The sequence below is a fragment of the Leifsonia sp. Leaf264 genome (assembly GCF_001422325.1).
Lineage (GTDB): Bacteria > Actinomycetota > Actinomycetes > Actinomycetales > Microbacteriaceae > Orlajensenia.
The window spans coordinates 322,719-342,136 of sequence record NZ_LMMR01000006.1 but is presented as its reverse complement, the minus strand read 5'-3'; the positions used below and the strand labels follow the sequence as shown (position 1 = coordinate 342,136).

General features: G+C 69.8%; 17 protein-coding genes. 4 read left to right on the top strand and 13 right to left on the bottom strand.

Features of this window, described 5'->3' with window-relative positions; genetic code table 11:
* Positions 1-3 precede the first annotated feature (3 nt).
* A complete protein-coding gene (locus ASF30_RS14720; RefSeq protein ID WP_055908134.1) occupies positions 4-1,296 on the top strand; it encodes an ABC transporter substrate-binding protein in 1,293 nt (430 codons plus the stop codon).
* A gap of 86 nt (positions 1,297-1,382) precedes the next feature.
* Here ASF30_RS14720 and ASF30_RS14715 read toward each other — a convergent pair whose 3' ends face one another.
* The 5 genes from ASF30_RS14715 to ASF30_RS14695 all read right to left on the bottom strand — a co-directional run bounded on the left by ASF30_RS14715 (position 1,383) and on the right by ASF30_RS14695 (position 6,528).
* A complete protein-coding gene (locus tag ASF30_RS14715) occupies positions 1,383-3,002 on the bottom strand; it encodes an AMP-binding protein (RefSeq protein WP_055908128.1) in 1,620 nt (539 codons plus the stop codon).
* Positions 3,003-3,086: 84 nt separating this feature from the next.
* On the bottom strand, positions 3,087-4,289 hold the full coding sequence (locus ASF30_RS14710; RefSeq protein ID WP_055908126.1) for an acyl-CoA dehydrogenase family protein: 1,203 nt from the start codon (positions 4,287-4,289) through the stop codon (positions 3,087-3,089).
* Positions 4,289-5,359: a phosphotransferase family protein gene (locus ASF30_RS14705; protein ID WP_055908122.1), complete on the bottom strand. Its 1,071-nt coding sequence runs from the start codon at positions 5,357-5,359 to the stop codon at positions 4,289-4,291. The genes ASF30_RS14710 and ASF30_RS14705 overlap by 1 nt, the downstream gene beginning before the upstream one ends.
* 74 nt (positions 5,360-5,433) lie before the next feature.
* Positions 5,434-5,850: an acyl-CoA thioesterase gene (locus ASF30_RS14700; RefSeq protein ID WP_055908119.1), complete on the bottom strand. Its 417-nt coding sequence runs from the start codon at positions 5,848-5,850 to the stop codon at positions 5,434-5,436.
* Between the two features lie 3 nt (positions 5,851-5,853).
* Positions 5,854-6,528 carry a QsdR family transcriptional regulator gene (locus ASF30_RS14695; RefSeq protein WP_055908117.1) on the bottom strand — a complete coding sequence of 225 codons (675 nt, stop codon included), beginning with the start codon at positions 6,526-6,528 and terminating at the stop codon, positions 5,854-5,856.
* Positions 6,529-6,665: 137 nt separating this feature from the next.
* Between ASF30_RS14695 and ASF30_RS14690 the strand changes: the two genes are divergently transcribed.
* Positions 6,666-7,925, top strand: coding sequence for an acyl-CoA dehydrogenase family protein (locus tag ASF30_RS14690; RefSeq protein WP_082467921.1), 1,260 nt, complete (start codon positions 6,666-6,668; stop codon positions 7,923-7,925).
* Positions 7,922-9,178, top strand: a complete 1,257-nt coding sequence (locus tag ASF30_RS14685) for an acetyl-CoA C-acetyltransferase (protein ID WP_055908114.1) — start codon at positions 7,922-7,924, stop codon at positions 9,176-9,178. Before ASF30_RS14690 ends, ASF30_RS14685 begins: the two co-directional genes overlap by 4 nt.
* A gap of 32 nt (positions 9,179-9,210) precedes the next feature.
* On the opposite strand, the gene ASF30_RS14680 is transcribed toward ASF30_RS14685, so the two are convergent.
* The 5 genes from ASF30_RS14680 to ASF30_RS14660 all read right to left on the bottom strand — a co-directional run bounded on the left by ASF30_RS14680 (position 9,211) and on the right by ASF30_RS14660 (position 13,491).
* Positions 9,211-9,669 carry a MaoC family dehydratase gene (locus ASF30_RS14680; protein WP_055908111.1) on the bottom strand — a complete coding sequence of 153 codons (459 nt, stop codon included), beginning with the start codon at positions 9,667-9,669 and terminating at the stop codon, positions 9,211-9,213.
* Complete coding sequence (locus ASF30_RS14675; RefSeq protein ID WP_055908109.1) at positions 9,666-10,415, bottom strand: SDR family oxidoreductase; 750 nt, start codon at positions 10,413-10,415, stop codon at positions 9,666-9,668. Before ASF30_RS14675 ends, ASF30_RS14680 begins: the two co-directional genes overlap by 4 nt.
* 23 nt (positions 10,416-10,438) lie before the next feature.
* Complete coding sequence (locus ASF30_RS14670; protein WP_055908107.1) at positions 10,439-11,560, bottom strand: alcohol dehydrogenase catalytic domain-containing protein; 1,122 nt, start codon at positions 11,558-11,560, stop codon at positions 10,439-10,441.
* Positions 11,561-11,815: 255 nt separating this feature from the next.
* On the bottom strand, positions 11,816-12,988 hold the full coding sequence (locus ASF30_RS14665; protein WP_055908103.1) for a MarP family serine protease: 1,173 nt from the start codon (positions 12,986-12,988) through the stop codon (positions 11,816-11,818).
* A gap of 92 nt (positions 12,989-13,080) precedes the next feature.
* On the bottom strand, positions 13,081-13,491 hold the full coding sequence (locus tag ASF30_RS14660; protein WP_055908768.1) for a VOC family protein: 411 nt from the start codon (positions 13,489-13,491) through the stop codon (positions 13,081-13,083).
* Between the two features lie 137 nt (positions 13,492-13,628).
* Between ASF30_RS14660 and ASF30_RS14655 the strand changes: the two genes are divergently transcribed.
* The gene (locus tag ASF30_RS14655; RefSeq protein ID WP_055908098.1) at positions 13,629-17,108 is read left to right on the top strand and encodes a DEAD/DEAH box helicase; all 3,480 of its coding nucleotides are present in this window, start codon (positions 13,629-13,631) and stop codon (positions 17,106-17,108) included.
* A 72-nt stretch (positions 17,109-17,180) separates the two neighbouring features.
* On the opposite strand, the gene ASF30_RS14650 is transcribed toward ASF30_RS14655, so the two are convergent.
* From ASF30_RS14650 to ASF30_RS14640, 3 genes are all read right to left on the bottom strand, one after another.
* The gene (locus ASF30_RS14650) at positions 17,181-17,981 is read right to left on the bottom strand and encodes a lysophospholipid acyltransferase family protein (protein ID WP_055908095.1); all 801 of its coding nucleotides are present in this window, start codon (positions 17,979-17,981) and stop codon (positions 17,181-17,183) included.
* A gap of 73 nt (positions 17,982-18,054) precedes the next feature.
* Entirely contained in the window at positions 18,055-18,735 is a 681-nt protein-coding gene (locus ASF30_RS14645) for an alpha/beta hydrolase family protein (protein ID WP_055908092.1), read from the bottom strand.
* Positions 18,736-18,840: 105 nt separating this feature from the next.
* Complete coding sequence (locus tag ASF30_RS14640) at positions 18,841-19,395, bottom strand: YceI family protein (RefSeq protein ID WP_055908089.1); 555 nt, start codon at positions 19,393-19,395, stop codon at positions 18,841-18,843.
* Positions 19,396-19,418: the final 23 nt, after the last annotated feature.

Genomic DNA, 19,418 nt, shown 5'->3' with positions numbered 1-19,418 from the left:
CCCATGTCACACCGAAGCGCACCACCCCGCCGCGCGATCGCTGTCGCCGCGGCATCAGCACTGCTCGTCACGCTCGCGGCCTGCAGCACCCCGGCCGCATCCGATCCGGCCGCCGAGGCCCCCGGAGTCACCGACGACACCGTGACCATCGGCACCCATCAACCGCTCACCGGGCCTGCCGCCGCCGGCTACTCCTCGATCTCGGCCGCCACTCAGGCCTACTTCGACTACGTGAACGAGAAGGGCGGCATCAACGGTCGCACCATCGAGTACCTCGTCAAGGACGACGGCTACAACCCGGCCACCACGCAGACCGTCGTGCGTGAGCTCGTGCAGGACGACGACGTCTTCGCCATCCTCAACGGCCTCGGAACGCCGACGCACGCCTCGGTGCTCGACTACCTCAACCAGAAGAAGGTGCCCGACCTGTTCGTGGCGTCGGGCTCCACGAGCTGGAACCAGCCCGAGAAGTACCCGTACACCTTCGCGTTCAACGCCGACTACGTCACGGAGGGCGAGGCTCTGGCCCAGTACGCGACCGACGAGTTCGCCGGCAAGAAGGTGTGCGTGCTCGGCCAGGACGACGATTTCGGCGACGAGTTCATCACCGGCGCCGAGAACGTCCTGGGCGCCGACGGCCTGACCAGCGTGCAGCGCTACTCGGTGTCGAACCAGGACGTCGTGGCGCAGGTCAGTGCCATGAAGGCCGCCGGATGCGAGGTCAACATGCTCGCGACGGTCAACGGGTTCACGGCCCTGGCCATCGGAACCGCCGCAAAGCTCGGCTGGTTCACCCAGTGGTTCTCCTCCTCGTCGGGCGCCGACTACCCGACGCTCGTCGGCTTCCTCGGCGAAGACGTCGGTCCGAAGCTGCTGCAGGGCTTCGTGAGTTCGAACTACCTGCCGGCACGTCAGGGCAACGACTGGAGCGAGCTGTTCGAGAAGGTCAACGCCGACTACAACGACGGCGCCCCCTTCGACGGCAACACGATGTTCGGCATGTCGGTCGGCTACCTCTTCGCCGAGGCGCTGGCCGCGGCCGGCGAGAACCCCACCAGGGAGAGCCTGCTGGAGGCCGTGAACTCGGGTGACCTGGTCGGCAACGGGATCCTGCCCCTGTCGTTCGGCGATGACAGCCACGCGGCCTACACCGGCGTCGGCATCACGACGGTCGACCAGGGCGTGCAGGACTACATCGGCACGACCTACGTGAGCGACGGCACGGGGAAGGTCTCGGTGACGGATGCCGACCCGGTGGCGGTGGAGAACGAGGGGGTGCCTGCCTCCGCCGAGTAGATTCACGCACCGGATGCCGCGGACCGATCGGGTCCGCGGCATTCGCGTGTGTGCCGCTGCTCCGCTGATCGAGTAGTGCTCGCGGCCTACTCGACCGGCGACAGGGCGTCGACCGCCGCGAACTGCGCCGCCAGCTCGCGCTTGAGCACCTTGCCGCTGCCGCCGAGGGGCAGCGCGTCGACGACGTGCACCACGCGCGGGTACTTGTACGCCGCGATGCGCTCCTTCGTGAACGCGACGATCTCCTCGGCGTCGAGGTCGTGCCCGTCGAGGGCGACCACGGCGACATGCACCTCCTGGCCGTGGGTGGCATCCGGCAGTCCGAAGACGGCCGCCTGCGCGACGGACGGATGCCGCACGATCACGGCCTCCACCTCGGTCGGGTACACGTTGTAGCCGTTGCGCACGATCATGTCCTTCTTGCGGTCCACGATCGTCACGATGCCGTCGGTGTAGGTGCCCAGGTCTCCGGTGCGGAACCAGCCGTCGACCACGGCCTCGGCAGAGGAATCCGCTCGACCCAGGTAGCCCTTGAACAGGTTGTGCCCGCGCACCACGATCTCGCCGAGCTCGCCGTCGGGTGCGAACTCGATGCGACCCTCCACCTCCGCCTCCGCGATGGCCACGTCGATGCCCCAATAGGGGCGCCCGACGGTTCCCGGGCGGATCGGCTCGAACACTGTGTTGAACGAGACCGTCGGCGAGGTCTCGGTGAGTCCGTAGCCCTCGTGCACCTGGGCTCCGTACTCTGCGGCGAACGCCTCGAGCACGGCCACGGGCAGCGCTGCACCGCCCGAGACGGCGTAGCGCAGCGGTGGCCGCGCCTCGGCGTGAGTGGACGAGCGGCGGGCGGCCTCGATCATGCCGACGAACATCGTGGGCACGGCTGTGAACACGGTGGCCCGGTGCGCCACGAGCAGTTCGAGCGCCTGGTCGGCGTCGAACTTCGGCAGCAGGATCACGGATGCCCCACGCCGGAACGCCACGTTCATCACGGCCGTCTGCCCGAAGGTGTGGAACAGCGGCAGGCCGCCGAAGATCACGTCGTCCGGTGTCATGTCGAAGGCGTCGATGAGGGCGCAGTGCACCTGCTCGACGATCGCCAGGTGCGAGCCGACCGCACCCTTGGGCGTGCCCGTCGTTCCGCTGGTGTAGAGGATGGTGGCGGCATCCGTCGGCCGCACCGACACGTGTCGCTCGATCGGAGCGGCGACGGATGCCTCGGCCTCGAGTCGCGCCAGCTCGGAACCGTCGGCGCCCGCGGTGCCGGCGGGCGCCAGCACGGTCACCAGCGGAACACCGGCGTCGCGGGCAGCGGGCGCGGCCTCGGCGAGCATCGGCGCTGCAGCCACGAGCAGGTCGGCGCCGCTGTCGCGCAGCACGTAGCCGATCTCCTCGGCCTTGAACAGCAGGTGCACGGGAACGACGATCGCTCCGAGCGACAGCACCGCGTAGTAGACGCGGGCGAAGTCGGGCACGTTCGGCACCAGCATGGCCACGCGGTCTCCGCGTCCGATGCCGCGAGCCTGCAGGGCGCCGGCGTAGGCGCGGGTCTGCTCCCAGAGGGTGCCGTAGCTGATCGTGTGACCCAGGAAGTGCAGGGCTGCGCGGTCAGGGGTGCGCCGGGCCGACTCGGCCAGGATGCTCGCCACCGAGAGGGTGCCGTATCCGTCGCCGTCGATCGCGGGGTCAGGGGTGTGGGTCATGGGCGTCTCCTTCGACGTTCTTCTCGCTGGTTGAGTAGCGCCGGGCGCAGCGCGACGCGTATCGAAACCACTGTGGGCCGGCGCCTACCGCCGGAACTCGGCCTTGCCGAGGGCCGACAGGTGCACCTCGTCGGGTCCGTCGGCGAGCCGGAGCACCCGCGCGCCGGCGAACATCTCGGCCAGCGGGGTGTCATCGCTCACTCCGGCGCCGCCGAACACCTGGATGGCCCGATCGAGGATCTGCTGCACGGCTCGCGGCACGGCGATCTTGATGGCCTGGATCTCGGTCATGGCCTCGCGGTTGCCCACGGTGTCCATCAGCCAGGCCGTCTTCAGCACGAGCAGGCGCAACGACTCGATCTGGATGCGCGACTCGGCGACCCACTCGCGCACGACGCCCTGCTCGGCGAGAGGCCGGCCGAACGCCACACGGGACGCCGCGCGTTCGCGCACCAGCGCCAGGGCGTGTTCGGCCATCCCGATGGCGCGCATGCAGTGATGGATACGTCCGGGTCCGAGCCGCGCCTGCGCTATCGCGAAGCCGTCGCCCTCGCCGCCGATGAGGTTCGCAGCGGGCACGCGCACGTCGTGGAAGGCGATCTCGGCATGGCCGCCGTGGTCGCGGTCGTCGTAGCCGAACACCGTGAGCGGTCGCACGATCTCGACGCCGGGGGTGTCGCGGGGCACGAGGATCATCGACTGCTGGCGGTGACGGGGAGCCTCCGCATCCGTCTTGCCCATCACGATGAAGACGGCGGCTTCGGGGTTCATCGCCCCCGTCGACCACCACTTGCGACCGGTGATGACGTAGTCGTCGCCGTCACGACGGATGCTGGTGGTGATGTTGGTGGCGTCGCTCGAGGCGACCTCCGGCTCCGTCATGCAGAACGCCGAACGGATGCGCGCCGCCAGCAGCGGCTCGAGCCAGCGCTCCTTCTGCTCTGCGGTGCCGAAGTCGTTCAGCACCTCCATGTTGCCGGTGTCGGGGGCGGCGCAGTTGAAGGCGACGGGGGCGAGGCGCAGGCTCCAACCGGTGAGTTCGGCCAGCGGCGCGTACTGCAGGTTGGTGAGCCCGGCACCTCGTTCGCCGGGAAGGAACAGGTTCCAGAGGCCGGCGTCCCGCGCCTTCTGCTGCAGCTCGCGCACGATCGGGCGAGGGCTCCAGGCGTCGGGCTCGGCGGCGAGCTGCTCGGTGAGCACGGCTTCGGCCGGCACCACGTTCTCGTCGATGAACGAGCGCACCCGGTCGATGAGCTCGAGCGTGCCGGCGTCGTGGCTGAAGTCCATCAGTTCCTCCGGAGGGTGATGCGGGCGAGGCCGTCGGTGGCGAGGGGCTCGACCATGGCGCCGATGTGGGCGAAACCATCGCCCACGGTCTCGTTCTGCTGGTAGCGGTAGTGGATGCCCTCGGCGATCACGGCCAGCTTGTAGGCGGCGAAGCCGCGGTACCAGCCGAGATCGGGCACGGGTCGGCCGGTGCGGGCGGCGTAGGCGTCGACGAGCTCGTCGAAGGCCGGGTACCCGGCGGCGAGGTCGACGGCGCTGTCGAACAGCCGACCGCCCGTCAGCTCGTCGATGTTCCAGTACATGCCGAAGACTCCGAGGTCGACGAGGGGGTCGCCGATGGTCGACATCTCCCAGTCGAGGATGGCGGCGATGCGGGGCGAATCGCCCTCGCCCGCGACGATGGCGTTGTCGAGCCTGTAGTCGCCGTGCACGAGGCCGGAACGCGGGTTGTCGGGCATCCGCTCGCCCAGGGCGTCCTGCAACTCGTCGAGCGCTGGAGTCTCGCGCGACCGCGAGGAGTCGAGCTGACGTCGCCAGGTGCGGAGCTGCCGCTCGAGGTAGCCGGCGCCTCGGCCGAAGTCATCGAGTCCCACTGAAGCCGGGTCGACCGAGTGCAGTTCGGCGAGAATCTCGGCCAGCTCGATGCCGATCGCGTGCAGGCCGGCCGGAGTGAAGGCGGCGTTCTGCGCGGGGCGGGCGAGCACGCTGCCGTCGACGAGCTCCATGACGAAGAAGGGGGTGCCGGTGACTCGGGCGTCGGCGGTGTCGTCGACGATGGCGACGGTCGGCGGCACGGGCACGGCACTGTCGGCGAGCGCGGAGATGACCCTGTGCTCGCGGGCCATGTCGTGCGCCGTCGCGAGAACGTGCCCGAGCGGTGGGCGGCGCAGCACCAGGGGGATGCGCGCACCGTCGATACGGTAGGTGAGGTTGCTCTTGCCGCCCGTGATGAGTCTGGCCGTCAGGGCACCCGCTGCGAGCTGCGGATGCGCTTCGCGCAGCCACGCCTCGAGACCGCCGACGTCGAGGCCGGGAACGGCGCTGGCCGGCGTCGCGGGGGAGTCGGTCATCCTCGACCACCTTTCAGCGCATCGGTGCGCTCTCGAAAGCTAGCATACCGCGTGGTCGGTATGTTCTGATCCGCTCAGACCAGCTGCTCCTCCACCGAAGCCCGGATCGCCGGCGGGATCGGCGTCGGGCGCCGCGTCTCCGCGTCGACGAAGACGTGCACGAACCGCCCGGTCGCGATGGCGTCGCCGTCGTCCTCACCCGCCCGCAGGATCCCCAGTGCCCAGGTGATGCTCGACGTGCCCAGGCGTTCGATCCCGATGCCCACCTCGAGCGGCTCCGGGAACGACGCCGATGCCCGGAAGTCGCACGAGGAGGAGGCGCACAGCGCGATGGCCGAGCCCCGCGGGTCGAGCCCGCCGTTGGCCATCATCCAGGTGTTGATCGCCGTGTCCATGGCCTCGTAGTAGACCGTGTTGTTGAGGTGCCCGTACTGGTCGTTGTCGTTCCAGCGGGTCCCGAACGGCGAGCGCACGCGGTAGATCAGCGGCAACGGTCAGCCCACCCGCAGCAGGAAGCGGAATGCGACGCGGGCGCGCGCCGTGCTGGGGCTGTCGCCGGCGATGAGGTCGGCGTAGGTGAACGACTCCGAGGTGCGCACCAACAGGTACGCCAGCGATGCCGGGTCGATGGCGCCGCCGAGAGGCTGGTCGCCCAGTTCGTGCCGCACGATCCACTCGGCCGTCGCCACGTAGCGCCGCTGGATCTCGCTCTCCTTGGTGGTGAGCAGGCGCAGCGCCCGCGCCGGCTCGCGCTGCAGGAACTGGCGGAAGTACGGCGCCTTGATCAGGTCGTCGACGAAATGGGTGAGGAGGGTCGCGACCCTCTCGGCGCCCTGCTGGCCCTCGGCGGCCTGCTCGGCCAGCACGAGCGTGGGCACGGCGAGCGACCAGAGCACCTCTGAGAGCAGGGCGTCGCGGTTGCCCACCCAGCGGAACAGCGAGGTGCGGTCCACGCCGAGGGCTGTCGCCAGCGCCGTCATGTCGATGCGCTTGCCGCTGATGAACGTCTCGCGGGCGAGGGTGAAGGCTCGTTGGGCATCGGCGTGGCCGGCTCCGTCGGTCGCGTGCAGGCGCTCCGACAGCCAGGACGGCGCCAGTGCGAGGCCGACCGTGGCGATGGTCGCCGCCGTCGTCTCCTCGGTCGTCGGGGGTGCTGTCGTCGTCGGCATGTGCGGAACTCTACCCCGCAGCTCGAGCGCGAGGGGCGGCATCCGGAACTCACATGCAACATTCTGCAAAATGATGCATACTACGGATGTTCACCGAGGAACTGATGCCGCCAGCCGGCACGACGAATGGAGATGCGATGACGCTCACCACCGAGAGCACCGAGACCGGACGCACCGAGGTGCAGCAGTTCGAGGAAGCCGACGTGCTCGACGTCGACTTCTACTCCTTCCAGCAGCGCCTCACGCCCGAGGAGCAGCGCTCGGTGGCGGCGATCCGCGACTTCCTCGACCGGGAGGTGCGCCCGCACGCCGACGAACTCTGGGAGAAGGCGCAGAGCCCGCGCCACCTGATCCCCGGCTTCGCCGAGCTCGGCCTGTTCGGGGCGTCCTGGCCCGAGACCCGCCAGCTCGAGAACAGCGCCGTCTACCGCGCCTGGGTCGCCCTTGAGATCTCCCGGGTCGATCCGTCGACGGCCACCTTCATCGGCGTGCACAGCGGACTCGCCATGAACGCCATCGGCGTCGGCGGCTCGCCCGAGCAGCGGGAGGAGTGGATGCAGCGCATGGGGCGCGGCGAGGTCATCGGCGCCTTCGGGCTCACCGAGCCCGGCCACGGCTCGGACACCGCGAAGGGCCTCGAGACCACGGCCACGCGACGCACCGTCGATGACGGCGTCGGTGGCAGCAGGGACGAGTGGGTGCTGAACGGCTCCAAGCGCTGGATCGGCAACGCCGTCTTCGCCGACATCGTCGTCATCTGGGCCCGCGACACCGCCGACGACCAGGTCAAGGGCTTCATCGTGCGCCAGCCCGCGCCGGGCTTCACGGCGACGAAGATCGAGCGCAAGCAGTCGCTGCGCGGAGTCGAGAACGCCGACATCGTGCTCGAGGACGTCGTCGTGCCCGAGTCCGATCGCCTGGCGAACATCAACTCCTTCCGCGATGTCGCGATCATCCTGCGCCTCACGAGAGCCGAGGTGGCCTGGCAGGCCATCGGCGTCGCAGTCGGCGCCTACGAGGCGGCCCTCGCCTACGCGAAGGAGCGCCAGCAGTTCGGCAAGCCGATCGCCTCCTTCCAGCTCGTGCAGGAGAAGCTCGCCAATTCGCTGTCCAACATCACGGCGAGCATCGCGCTCTGCATGCGGGTCTCCGAGATGCAGGACCTCGGCATCCAGAAGGACCACCACTCCGCCATGGCCAAGGCCTTCGCCACGGCACGGATGCGCGAGGTCGTCGCCTGGTGCCGCGAGATCATGGGCGGCAACGGCATCCAGCTCGACCACGGCGTCGCCCGCTACTTCGCCGACGCCGAGGCCGTCTACACCTTCGAGGGCACCTACGACATGAACACCCTCATCGTCGGCCGCTCGATCACGGGAATCGCGGCCTTCGTATGAGCGAGGCCTACATCGTCGCCACCGCCCGGTCGCCCATCGGGCGGGCGCGCAAGGGTTCGCTGGCCAGCCTGCGCCCCGACGACCTGGCGGCCCAGATGGTGCGCGCGGCGCTGGCGTCGGTTCCGTCGATCGATCCCGGCCGCATCGACGACCTGATGCTCGGATGCGGCATGCCCGGCGGGGAGCAGGGCATGAACATGGCCCGCATCGTCGCCGTGCTGCTCGGTCTCGATGAGGTGCCGGGAACCACGGTGAACCGCTACTGCTCGTCGAGCCTGCAGACCACGCGCATGGCCTTCCACGCCATCAGGGCCGGCGAGGGCGACATCTTCGTCTCGGCCGGCGTCGAATCGGTCAGTCACGCCATGCGCGGCTCGAGCGACTACATCCCGGGTGAGAAGCTCACGAACCCGCTGTTCGACGACGCGTTGGCGCGCACGGAGGCTCGGGCCGTCTCGGGCGCGACGGATGCGGCATCGGATGCCGCGGGCCTGCGGCCGTGGCGCGACCCGCGCGCCGACGGCCTGCTGCCCGATGCCTACATCGCGATGGGCCAGACCGCCGAGAACGTGGCCGAGCTGCGCGGCATCACCCGCGAGGAGCAGGACGCCTTCGCCGCCCGCAGCCAGCAACGTGCCGAGGCTGCCCTGGCATCGGGATTCTGGGCTCGCGACATCACTCCGGTCACCCTCGCCGACGGCACCGTCGTGTCGACGGATGACGGTCCTCGGCCCGGCGTCACCCTCGAGGCCCTCGCCGGCCTCGACCCCGTGTTCCGCCCCGACGGCACCGTGACGGCGGGCAACTGCTGCCCGCTGAACGATGGAGCGGCCGCTGTCGTCATCGTGAGCGACCGCGTGGTGGACGAGCTCGGGCTCACCCCACTCGCCCGCATCGTCTCGACGGGCGTGAGCGGCCTCTCACCCGAGATCATGGGCCTGGGCCCGGTCGAGTCCTCCCGCCGCGCCCTCGCTCGAGCCGGGCTGGGCATCGACGACATCGACCTGGTCGAGATCAACGAGGCCTTCGCCGCCCAGGTGATCCCGTCGGCGCGTGAGCTCGGCGTCGACCCCGAGAAGCTCAACGTGCACGGCGGGGCGATCGCCGTCGGGCATCCGTTCGGCATGACCGGGGCCCGCATCACGTCGACGCTCATCAACGGCCTCGCCGCCACGGGCGGCCGCTACGGCCTCGAGACCATGTGCGTGGGAGGCGGCCAGGGCATGGCGCTGGTGCTGGAGCGCCTCCAGTAGGCGAGAGCCTTCCTTCCGCTACTCGAGCAGCATCACGCCGGCACCAGCAGCGTCACCCACTGGGCCACCAGCGCCGGGCGCTCCGAACCCTCGATCTCGATCGTCAGATCCTGCACCATGCGCACGCCCGACCCCGTCACGTCGGCGGATGCGATGGTGCCGACGGCGCGCACACGCGACCCGGCCTGCACCGGCTGCAGGAAGCGCACCTTCTCGAACCCGTAGTTGACGCCCATCGCCACGCCGTCGACCTCGAGCAACGGCGAGGCGAGCGCCGTGAGCAGCGAGAGGGTGAGGAAGCCGTGCGCGATCGGCGCGCCGAACGGTCCGGTTGCCGCGCGCTCGACATCAACGTGGATCCACTGGTGGTCGTCCGTCGCATCCGCGAACGCCTCGATGCGACGCTGGTCGATGGTGAACCACTCGCCCGGTCCAAGGGCCGTGCCGACGGCATCCGTCAGCGCAGCGGGGGAGTCGAGGTGGATGCTCATGCCTTCGGCCCTCCTGCCACGTAGAGAACCTGGCCCGAGACGAAGCTCGCAGCCTCGGAGCAGAAGAACGACACCGCAGCTGCGACGTCCTCGGGCTGCCCGGGTCGTCCGACCGGGATCTCCTTCGCGGCTCCGGCGAGGAAGTCCTCGAACGAGACTCCCATGCGCTCCGCTGTCGCCTTGGTCATGTCGGTCTGGATGAAGCCGGGTGCGACGGCGTTCGCCGTCACGCCGTAGCGTCCGAGCTCGATCGCGAGGGTCTTCGTGAAGCCCTGCATGCCGGCCTTCGCGGCGGCGTAGTTCGCCTGGCCGCGATTGCCGAGCGCCGAGGTGCTCGACAGGTTCACGATGCGGCCCCAGCCCTCCTTCACCTGGTACCCCTGAACTGCCCGGCTCATCAGGAACGCGCCCCTCAGGTGCACGCCGAGTACGGCGTCCCAGTCGTCGTCGGTCATCTTGAACAGCAGGTTGTCGCGCAGGATCCCCGCGTTGTTCACGAGCACGGTCGGTGCGCCGAGTTCGTCGGCGACGGATGCCACAGCCGACGCGACGTCCGCCGAGTCGGCCACGTTCGCCCCGACCGCGATGGCCCGCCCGCCCGTCGCCTCGATGGCGGCGACGGTGCCGGCGCAGGCCTCGGCGTCGAGGTCGAGCACGGCGACGGCGAATCCGTCGGCGGCGAGCTGGACGGCTGTTGCGGCTCCGATTCCTCGGGCGGCTCCGGTGACGATGGCGGTGCGGGTCATGCGTTGTCCTTTCGTGGGTCGGTTCAAGGGAAGGTGATGAGCTGGCGCAGCTCGCCGCCGGCGGCGAGGCGGTCCATGGCGGCGTCGAGCTCGTCGAGGCGCACGTGCGATGACACCAGGCGCTCGAGGGGAAGCGCGCCGCTCCGCCACAGCTCGACGTAACGGGGGATGTCCCGGCTCGGAACTGCCGAGCCGAGGTAGCTCCCGATGATGGTCCTGGCCTGCGCCGTGAGCAGCAGAGGGGAAACGCTGGCACGGGCATCCGGAGCCGGCAGCCCCACCGTCACCGTCGTGCCGCCGGGCGCTGTGAGCGCGAGGGCGGTCTCGAAGGCGCGGGCCGATCCTGCGGCCTCGATGACGAGTGGTGCGGTGACGCCCGCGTCCGTCGCGTCGCCTGGTGCGTGGGCGGCTGACGCGCCGAGGTCGCGTGCCAGCTCGAGCTTGGCCGGAACGGCGTCGACCCCGATCACCTCGTGTCCGAGCGCGACGGCCACGAGCAGCGCGGCCATGCCGACTCCACCGAGGCCGACGACGATCACCCGCGAGCCCGGAGCCGGCCTGCCGGCATTGATCACGGCGCCGCCGCCCGTGAGCACGGCGCAGCCCAGCAGTGCTGCGATCTCGGGCGGCACGTCGGCGTCGACGGGGACCACCGAGGTGCGACTGACGACGGCGTGGCTGGCGAAGCCCGAGACGCCGAGGTGGTGGTTGACCGCCTCGGGAACTGCGGCATCCGGCCCTCCGCGATGCAGCCTGATGCCTCCGCCCACGAGAGTGCCCTCGTTGTTCGCGGCGCTCCCGACGCGGCAGGGCAGCCGGCCGTCGGTGGCGCACTCGGGGCAGTCACCGCAGCGCGGCAGGAAGGCCATGACGACGCGAGTGCCGAGAGGCAGGTCGACGACGCCGTCGCCGAGCTGCTCGACGATGCCGGCCGCCTCATGGCCGAGGAGCATGGGGGTGGGACGCACGCGATTGCCGTCGACGACGCTGAGATCGGAGTGGCAGACGCCCGCCGCCTCGATGCGCACGAGGATCTCCCCGCGCCCCGGTGGGTCGAGTTCCAGAGGTCCGACGGTGAACGGATGCGACTGGGCGAACGGACGCTCCGCACCAGACTGCTCGAGTACTGCTCCGATGATGCGCATCCGACCTCCTCGTCGTGTTCGCGTCGCCGCGTTCGATCGCCGACAGTGCGACGCCCAGTCCCCATGATGCCGCGTGACAAGCATACCGACTGCGCGGTATGCCCGCAGGGTCTCGGCCGCCCCGCCAATTCAGGCCGATTCGCCCGCCACGCCGTGGGGAGGCGCGCGACACGCGGCCGACGACGAATCGGGCCTGAATTGCGCGGAGGCAGCAGCGGGGCGAGCGGATGCCGATCCCCGCACTGGCGCCCACTCCTAGGCCGCGCAGGCCCCAGACGACACCGTGTCGCTGAGCGAGGCCGCGGCCGCGACGACGGGGCGCAGCTCGCTCAGCGCGAGTGCGTAGCCCACGTCGTCGATCGCGGCCGACTTCGCGAAGACGACTCCGAGCACGGCGCCGTCGGGGCCGAGGAGCGGCCCTCCCGAGTTGCCCTGGTTGATGTCGGCCGACAGGGCGTAGACCTCGCGCTGGCCGGCGGCATCCGCCTTCGGGATGGAGGAGATCTCGGCGATGGTGGCGGGCAGCGAGACGAAGGGTCCCCCGAACGGATAGCCCTGCACTGCGGCCGCCGAGCCGACGGCGGGAACGTCGCCGAGGACCAGCGGGGCGGCGTCCAGTCCGTCGACCTCGAGCACGGCCAGGTCTGTCGCAGCGTCGAAGTACACCACGCTGGCGGCTCGCGGCTGCTCCCTGGGTGCCTCGACGACGGGCTCGTCGACGCCGGCGACGACGTGGGCGTTGGTGACGACGCGGTCGTCGCTGACGACGAATCCGCTCCCCGTGAGGCTCTGGCCGCACTGGTAGGCGTTGCCGGAGACGCGCACGACCGAGGCGCCGGCCGCGGTGAGGGCGGGCGAACCAGTGTCGAGGTCGGCGATCGGCGGAACTGTCGCCGGTGGCGCGATCGTGTCGATCACCCAGGGCAGGGCATCATCGACGGTCGAGGCCCGCACGCCGGCGAGGAACGACTTGGCCGGAGCCGGGGTGATGCGATCGATGGCGCTCAGGGTGGCGCTCCCGGCGATCGCCTGGGTGACCGGAGGGATGCCGAAGCCGGCGATGCCACCGGCGACGGTCGTGAGCACGAGGGCCACGACGACGGTGCTGGTGACCAGTCCCGCTGCGCGATCGATGGGACCGAGCTTGATGACCCTCACGCCGCGACTGAGCAGTCTGCCGATCATGCTTCCGACGACGTCACCGAGCACGAGCAGCAGGATGCCGCCGCCGAGCACGATCGCGATGCGCCAACCGGGCGAGGTCGTCCAGGTGGCGAACACCGGCAGCAGCAGGTACGCCGCGATGCCGCCGACGACGAGTCCGATGGCCGTGAACACGCTCCGCAGGAACCCGGTGCGCCAGCCGGTGACCGCCGCGGCGATCAACAGCACGATCACGACGACGTCGAGAACGACGGATGCGGGCACAGCTGCTCCTGGATGCGGTCACCGAGGCCGGGTGGCCATCCGCTCTACTCTGCGGCATCAACCTCGTGCAGGGCTGGGAGGACGCTGTGCTGCTACGCCGCGGCAGCCCCGATGTTGAACATCCAGTTGGTTCCGAAGCGATCGGTGAGCTGGCCGAAGGCGTCTCCCCACGGCGCGATCTCCAGCGGCATCGTGATCGTCGCCCCCTCGGAGAGAGCTGCCCAGTAGCCGCGCAGCTCCTCCTCCTCGGTTCCGCTGAGCGACACCGTCACGTTGTCGCCGATGGTGAGGTCGATCGAGTTCGGGGTGTCGGCGGCCATCAGGGTCATGCTCCCGGACTCCAGCTGGCCGTGCATGATCTTGTTCAGCTCGGCAGGATCCTCACTGGCGTGGAACTCCTCGTAGGTGCTCAGCGTGAGCTCCCCGCCGAAGACCGAATGGTAGAACTCGAGCGCCTCGCGGGCCGTGTCGCGGAAGCTCAGATACGGGTTGAGCGTCGTCATGGCGGAACCTCCCTGGTTCGTCCTCATGGATGCCACCATCATCCCGCCGTCGGGCCGGCATTGCGAGGCCATCGGCCGAGCCGAGGGGTGGAACCCGTCTGCTGCATCCGTGCCGCGGTTCATGCGAGCATTGTCTGATGGCCATCGACAGCTTTCCCCGCGTGGAAGAGCTCACCATCGCGCGCTTCGTCGGCCCGCTCGCACTCAGCCGTGGCCGCACCTCCGCCCGAGCCGGCAATGTGCACGACCTCAGCTGGGACGCCCCGCAGCACAGGCTCACCGCCCAGGTTCAGGGCACTGCAGCCACGCCCTACCGCTGCGCCGTCACCCTCGACATCGGCTCGGCCGGTCGCACCACGATCCTGGGCAGCACCTGCAGCTGTCCTGTCGGCTTCACCTGCAAGCACGCCGCCGCCGCCCTCTTCGCCGCCAACGAGGCCGCGAAGGCTGCGGCGTCCGCCGTGATCGAGTCGCAGCGCGTCGCCGCCGGCCCCGTCGACGACGGCTGGCGCGGCGACATCGCGGCCCTCACGGCGCAGACCCGCGCCGCGTCGGTTCCGGGATCGATCTCGGGAACGACGGATGCGGTCCGCCAGGGCCAGCGCGAGCATCCGTTGGCCCTCCAGTTCGAACTGCGCCAACGCGTCTCCCGTCGACGCGACAGCTGGCAGGCGCCGCGGGATGCCACGGCCGGCGACTCGGCGGCCGTCGAACGTCTCGCCGTTCGACCTGTCACCCTCGGTGCGCGCGGCGGCTGGATCAAGGGCGCCCTGACCTGGCAGAACATCGGCTACCAGGGCGGTGCCGGCGGCTTCGACACACTGAAGGCGCGCTGGTTCGCCCAGTTCTCGGTGCTCAAGGGGCCGGTCCACGGCGGCTACCTCAACTTCGGTTCCGACTGGATCTCCCTCGACGAGTTCGAGAGCAGCCTGCTCTGGGCCCTGCTTGCGGATGCCGACAGGTTGGGCATCCCGCTGGTCGGGTCAGGGCCGACGCCCGTCATCAGTGTGGCGGGCTCGGCGTCGATCGGACTCGACGCCAGCTTCGGCCCGAACGGGGCCGACGGCGGGGGCGAGGTCGACGGCAGGGCTGATGCCGCACCCGATGCCGGGCTCGTCCTCACGCCCTCCGTGCTCATCGACGGGGTCCCGCACCCGGCTGACCAGGTGCGGCTGATCGGCACCCACGGCGTCTACCACTACGACTTCGCGAACGGAGTGATCACTCTCGCGCGACTCGGCTCCCCGGTCACGCCGGAGCAACGCGCCGTGGTCGAGCGCCAGCGGCCGGTTCAGGTGCCTGCGCCCGAGGTCGCCGAGTTCCTCGAGACCCACTACGGCGCCCTCGCCCGCACCCTGCGGGTCGTCAGCAGCGACGCCAGCTTCACGCCGCCCCCGCTGACCCCGGCGACTCTCGTGCTGACAGCTCGGTTCGAGGCCGGCCACGTGCTTCGACTGCTCTGGGAGTGGAACCTCTCCGACGGCCGACGCGCCCCGCTGTCCGCCCCGGACTCGGAGTTCCACGACCCCGCGGTCGAGCGGGCCGTCGTCGCCGAGGTCGAGGGCATCCTGCGCGACGACATCGCCGGATCGCTCGCGCTGGGCAACCCGGTCTCGAGCGCTGCTGCGAGCACGAACGCGCATCGTGCGGACACCGGACTGCGCCTGCGGGCCTCGGTCGTGCTGCGCTCCCTCGACGCCGCGGAGTTCAGCGCGCGCATTCTCCCCGCGCTCGCCGGAGTCGACAGGCTGCACATCGACATCGTCGGCCAGCAGCCCGACTACCGGGAGGTCGTCGAGGCCCCCGTGCTCACCGTGAGCGCCGTCGAGACCGAGGAGAACGACTGGTTCGACCTCGGCGTCGTGGTCACCGTCGAGGGGCGCACGGTGCCCTTCGGTCCGCTGTTCACGGCGCTCTCGAACGGCCGCAGGAAGCTCCTGCTCGTCGACAACAGCTACCTCTCGCTCGACCAGCCCGTCTTCGAGCCATTGCGCGAACTCATCGAGGAGGCAGGAACCCTGCCCGAGTGGGAGGCCGGCATCCGCATCAGCCGGTACCAGACCGACCTCTGGGACGAGTTCGAAGAGCTCGCCGACGTGAGCGAGGCCGCCGCGGCCTGGCAGGCGACGGTCGAGGGCCTGCGCGACCTCGGCGCCATCGAGCCGCTCGACGCCCCCGAGGGCCTCGCCATCGAGCTGCGGCACTACCAGCTCGAGGGCTTCCGCTGGCTGGCGTTCCTGCACCGGCACAGGCTCGGCGGCATCCTCGCCGACGACATGGGACTCGGCAAGACGGCCCAGACGCTGGCCCTCATTGCCCACGTCGTCGAACAGTCGACGGCGGAGGAGACGACGACGGATGAGCCGACGGATGCCGCTCCCTTCCTCGTGGTCGCCCCCACCTCCGTGCTCTCGAACTGGGCCACCGAGTCGGCACGGTTCACGCCCGGCCTGAAGGTCGTCACGATCGAAGCCACCCAGGGCAAGACCGGGCGGCGTCTCGCCGATGCAGCGGCCGGTGCCGACATCGTGCTCACGACGTATGCCATTCTGCGCATAGACGCCGAGGTCTTCGCCGAGCTGGAGTGGGGCGGCCTCGTGCTCGACGAGGCTCAGTTCGCCAAGAACCACACGTCCAAGGTGCATCAGGCCGCTCGCGGCATCCGCGCACCGTTCCGCCTGGCCGTCACGGGAACACCGATGGAGAACAACCTCATGGAGCTCTGGGCGCTGTTCCAGATCGTGGCTCCGGGGCTGTTCCCATCGGCGCGCCTGTTCACCGAGAAGTACCGCCGTCCCATCGAGGGGGATCACAACACGGAGCGGCTCGCGAAGCTGCGTCGCCGCATCCGTCCTCTGATGCTCCGTCGTAGCAAGGAGCTCGTTGCGCCCGAGCTGCCGCCGAAGCAGGAGCAGGTGCTCTCGATCGAGCTCGATCCCCGGCACCGGCGCATCTACGACACCCACCTGCAGCGCGAGCGGCAGAAGCTGCTCGGGCTCATCGAGGACCTCGATCGCAACAGGTTGATCGTCTTCCGCTCACTCACCCTGTTGCGGATGCTCAGCCTCGACGCATCGCTCATTGACGAGGAGAAGTACGCCGGCGTTCCATCGGCCAAGCTCGACGCCCTGTTCGAGCAGCTCGACGACGTCGTCGCCGAGGGGCACCAGGCCCTGGTGTTCAGCCAGTTCACCTCCTTCCTGCAGCGCGCGGCCGCCCGCCTCGACGAGCTCGGAGTGCCGTACGCCTACCTCGACGGCAGCACGCGATCGCGGGGCCAGGTCATCGAGCGCTTCCGCGGCGGCGAGGCGAAGGTCTTCCTGATCAGCCTCAAGGCCGGCGGCTTCGGACTCAACCTCACCGAGGCCGACTACGTGTTCCTGCTCGATCCGTGGTGGAACCCGGCGAGCGAAGCGCAGGCCGTCGACAGGGCTCACCGCATCGGCCAGGACAAGACCGTGATGGTCTACCGCATGGTCGCGTCGGGCACCATCGAGGAGAAGGTCATGGCGCTGAAGGCCAAGAAGGCCGAGCTGGTGAACTCCGTGATGGACGACGAGGCCCTGTTCAGTGAGTCCCTCACCGCCGACGACATCCGCGGTCTGCTCGAGGCCTGAGCCCGGCCAGGTCTCGTCAGTCGAGGTGCGCCAGCCGAGGCCACGCCTCGGTCATCCGGTCGGAGGCGGCGGTCAGCGGGGGGTGCCGGAATCGCGCGTGTTCGTCGTGGCCGCGCGTGCCGCCCTGGCCGCGTCGCGGGCCTCGTCGGCGGCCTGCGCCTCGGCCACGCTCGGGGCCGTGCCGCCGAGGTGCTGCGGCTGCCACCATTGGCCGGATCCGTTCACCGGATACGTCGCCTGCAGCTCGTCGACCATGCCCTGCATCGTCGCCCTCAGCTGTTCTGTCGCGAGGTGCGGGTCGTCATTCAGGTGAGCGGTGATGGGGGCGCCGATGGCGAAGGCGACGGGAACGCCGAAGCGCTCGAAGAACTTCACCTTGTGCCGCTTGGTCATGAGGCGGTGCCCTCCCCAGACCGCGACGGGGATGATGGGAACCTCGGCCTCGGCGGAGAGACGCACGGCCCCGGTCTTGAAGTCGCGCACCAGGAACGACGCGCTCACGCCGGCCTCGGGGAACACGCCGAGGAGCTCACCGCCGCGCAGGGCCGTGACGGCATTCGCGTAGGCGGCTGCTCCGGCCTGCATGTCGACGCTGATGTGGTGCATCGATCGCAGGAGCCAGCCGATCACGGGCTTCTGGAACACGCTCTTCTTGCCCATGAAGCGCACATGACGACGGGTGTGCAGCCAGATGATCCACTCGGTGAGGGCGAAGTCCAGGTAGCCGAAATGTGTGATGGCCACCACTGCACCGCCATCGGTCGGCAGGTTCTCGATGCCGGTCACCCGGCGTTTGAGGCCCCAGAACCCGAAGAGGGTCCGTCCGGCGGCGATGGCCGCACCGTAGATGGGTTCTCTGGGGCGCTTCGTCATGGCACCCAGCGTAGGGCGTGAGGCTGGACGGCGTCGATGAGACCACCGGGAGCAGGCTCACGGCATCGGCCGTCTATGCCTGCGCGCGTATGAACTCCACCACGGCCGGGGCGAGCGATGCGCCGATCACGGCGGGCGTGCGCTTGTTGCCCGCCACCGCGAAGTCATGGGTTCCGCCCTCGACCCACTCGATCACGGCGTTCGACCCGATGCGCTCCGTCACGGACTCGAGCAGTTCCACCCCGATGAACGGGTCGCGGGTGCCCTCGACGAACAGCATCGGCAGGGTGAGCCCGTAGAGGTGGGCGTCGCGGATCTTCTCCGGGCGCCCGGGCGGATGCAGCGGATAGCCGAGGTAGACCAGTCCGGCCGCCTCCATCCCGTCGGCGACGGCCATCGACGCCATCCGGCCGCCGAAGGACTTGCCGGAGGCCCAGATCGGATCGTCCGACGCGCCGGCTTCGGCCGCCCGAGTGTGGGCGAAGGCCATCGCCGCCCGCCACGCCGCGATGGCTGCCGGCGGCCGGTCGGGGAAGCTGCGGCCGGCCTCGCGATAGCCGAAGTTGAATCGCAGCGTCGCGATGCCGGCCGCGTTGACGGCATCGGTGAACCCCACGAGGAACGGATGCTCGAACCCCGACCCGGCACCGTGGGCGACGACGAGCGTCGCCGAGGCGTCGGTCGGCCGCGCATAGGCGCCCGAGACCGTCGTGCCGTCGATGTCGATCGAGATGGGTTCGCTGGCCGCTGGCATGGCTCCATCATGCCGCGCACGAGGCTCGCCGGCATCCGGGCGTCGGATAGACAGAAGCGGGCGGCACCGGATGACCGGTACCGCCCGCTGACGAACTGGAACTGACTACTTCTGCAGAACGACCTGGATCTCGGCGTTCAGGGTGATCTCGTCGCCGAGGGTGAGGCCACCGGCCTCGACAGCCGCGTTCCACGAGACGCCGAAGTCGTTGCGGTTGAACTTCGCCGTCGCCGAGGCGCCGGCCTTGGTCTGGCCGTAGCCGTCGGTGGTGACTCCGCCGAACTCGCCCTTCAGGGTGACGGGCTTGGTGACGCCACGCAGGGTCAGGTCGCCGGTCACGGTGAAGTCGTCGCCGTCGATCGCGATGTCCTTCGCCGCATAGGTGGCAGTGGGGAACTCGTCGACCTTGAAGAAGTCGCTCGTGCGCAGGTGCTCATCGCGCTGGGCCTGGTTGGTGTTGACCGAGGCCACGTCGATCGACGCCTCGATGGTGGTGTCGGCGGGGTTCTCGCCGGTCACGATGGTGGCGTCGAAGGTCTCGAACGAGCCGCGCACCTTGCTGATGGCGAGGTGGCGCACCGAGAAGGAGAGCTCCGAGTGAGCGGGGTCGAGCTTCCAGGTGCCGGCGATGTACTGGGGGTGAGTGGTCGTGGTGTCCATGGGAGGGTATAAGTCCATGCATC

Bases quoted from the DNA above. Each gene is read 5' to 3' on its own strand.
- ASF30_RS14680 (WP_055908111.1), bottom strand. From the start codon at position 9,669: ATGAGCATCCACCTCGACTCCCCCGCTGCGCTGACGGATGCCGTCGGC.
- ASF30_RS14655 (WP_055908098.1), top strand. From the start codon at position 13,629: ATGGCCATCGACAGCTTTCCCCGCGTGGAAGAGCTCACCATCGCGCGC.
- ASF30_RS14705 (WP_055908122.1), bottom strand. From the start codon at position 5,359: ATGACCGACTCCCCCGCGACGCCGGCCAGCGCCGTTCCCGGCCTCGAC.
- ASF30_RS14720 (WP_055908134.1), top strand. From the start codon at position 4: ATGTCACACCGAAGCGCACCACCCCGCCGCGCGATCGCTGTCGCCGCG.
- ASF30_RS14670 (WP_055908107.1), bottom strand. From the start codon at position 11,560: ATGCGCATCATCGGAGCAGTACTCGAGCAGTCTGGTGCGGAGCGTCCG.
- ASF30_RS14685 (WP_055908114.1), top strand. From the start codon at position 7,922: ATGAGCGAGGCCTACATCGTCGCCACCGCCCGGTCGCCCATCGGGCGG.
- ASF30_RS14640 (WP_055908089.1), bottom strand. From the start codon at position 19,395: ATGGACACCACGACCACTCACCCCCAGTACATCGCCGGCACCTGGAAG.
- ASF30_RS14650 (WP_055908095.1), bottom strand. From the start codon at position 17,981: ATGACGAAGCGCCCCAGAGAACCCATCTACGGTGCGGCCATCGCCGCC.
- ASF30_RS14675 (WP_055908109.1), bottom strand. From the start codon at position 10,415: ATGACCCGCACCGCCATCGTCACCGGAGCCGCCCGAGGAATCGGAGCC.
- ASF30_RS14715 (WP_055908128.1), bottom strand. From the start codon at position 3,002: ATGACCCACACCCCTGACCCCGCGATCGACGGCGACGGATACGGCACC.
- ASF30_RS14710 (WP_055908126.1), bottom strand. From the start codon at position 4,289: ATGGACTTCAGCCACGACGCCGGCACGCTCGAGCTCATCGACCGGGTG.
- ASF30_RS14660 (WP_055908768.1), bottom strand. From the start codon at position 13,491: ATGACGACGCTCAACCCGTATCTGAGCTTCCGCGACACGGCCCGCGAG.
- ASF30_RS14645 (WP_055908092.1), bottom strand. From the start codon at position 18,735: ATGCCAGCGGCCAGCGAACCCATCTCGATCGACATCGACGGCACGACG.
- ASF30_RS14690 (WP_082467921.1), top strand. From the start codon at position 6,666: ATGACGCTCACCACCGAGAGCACCGAGACCGGACGCACCGAGGTGCAG.
- ASF30_RS14695 (WP_055908117.1), bottom strand. From the start codon at position 6,528: ATGCCGACGACGACAGCACCCCCGACGACCGAGGAGACGACGGCGGCG.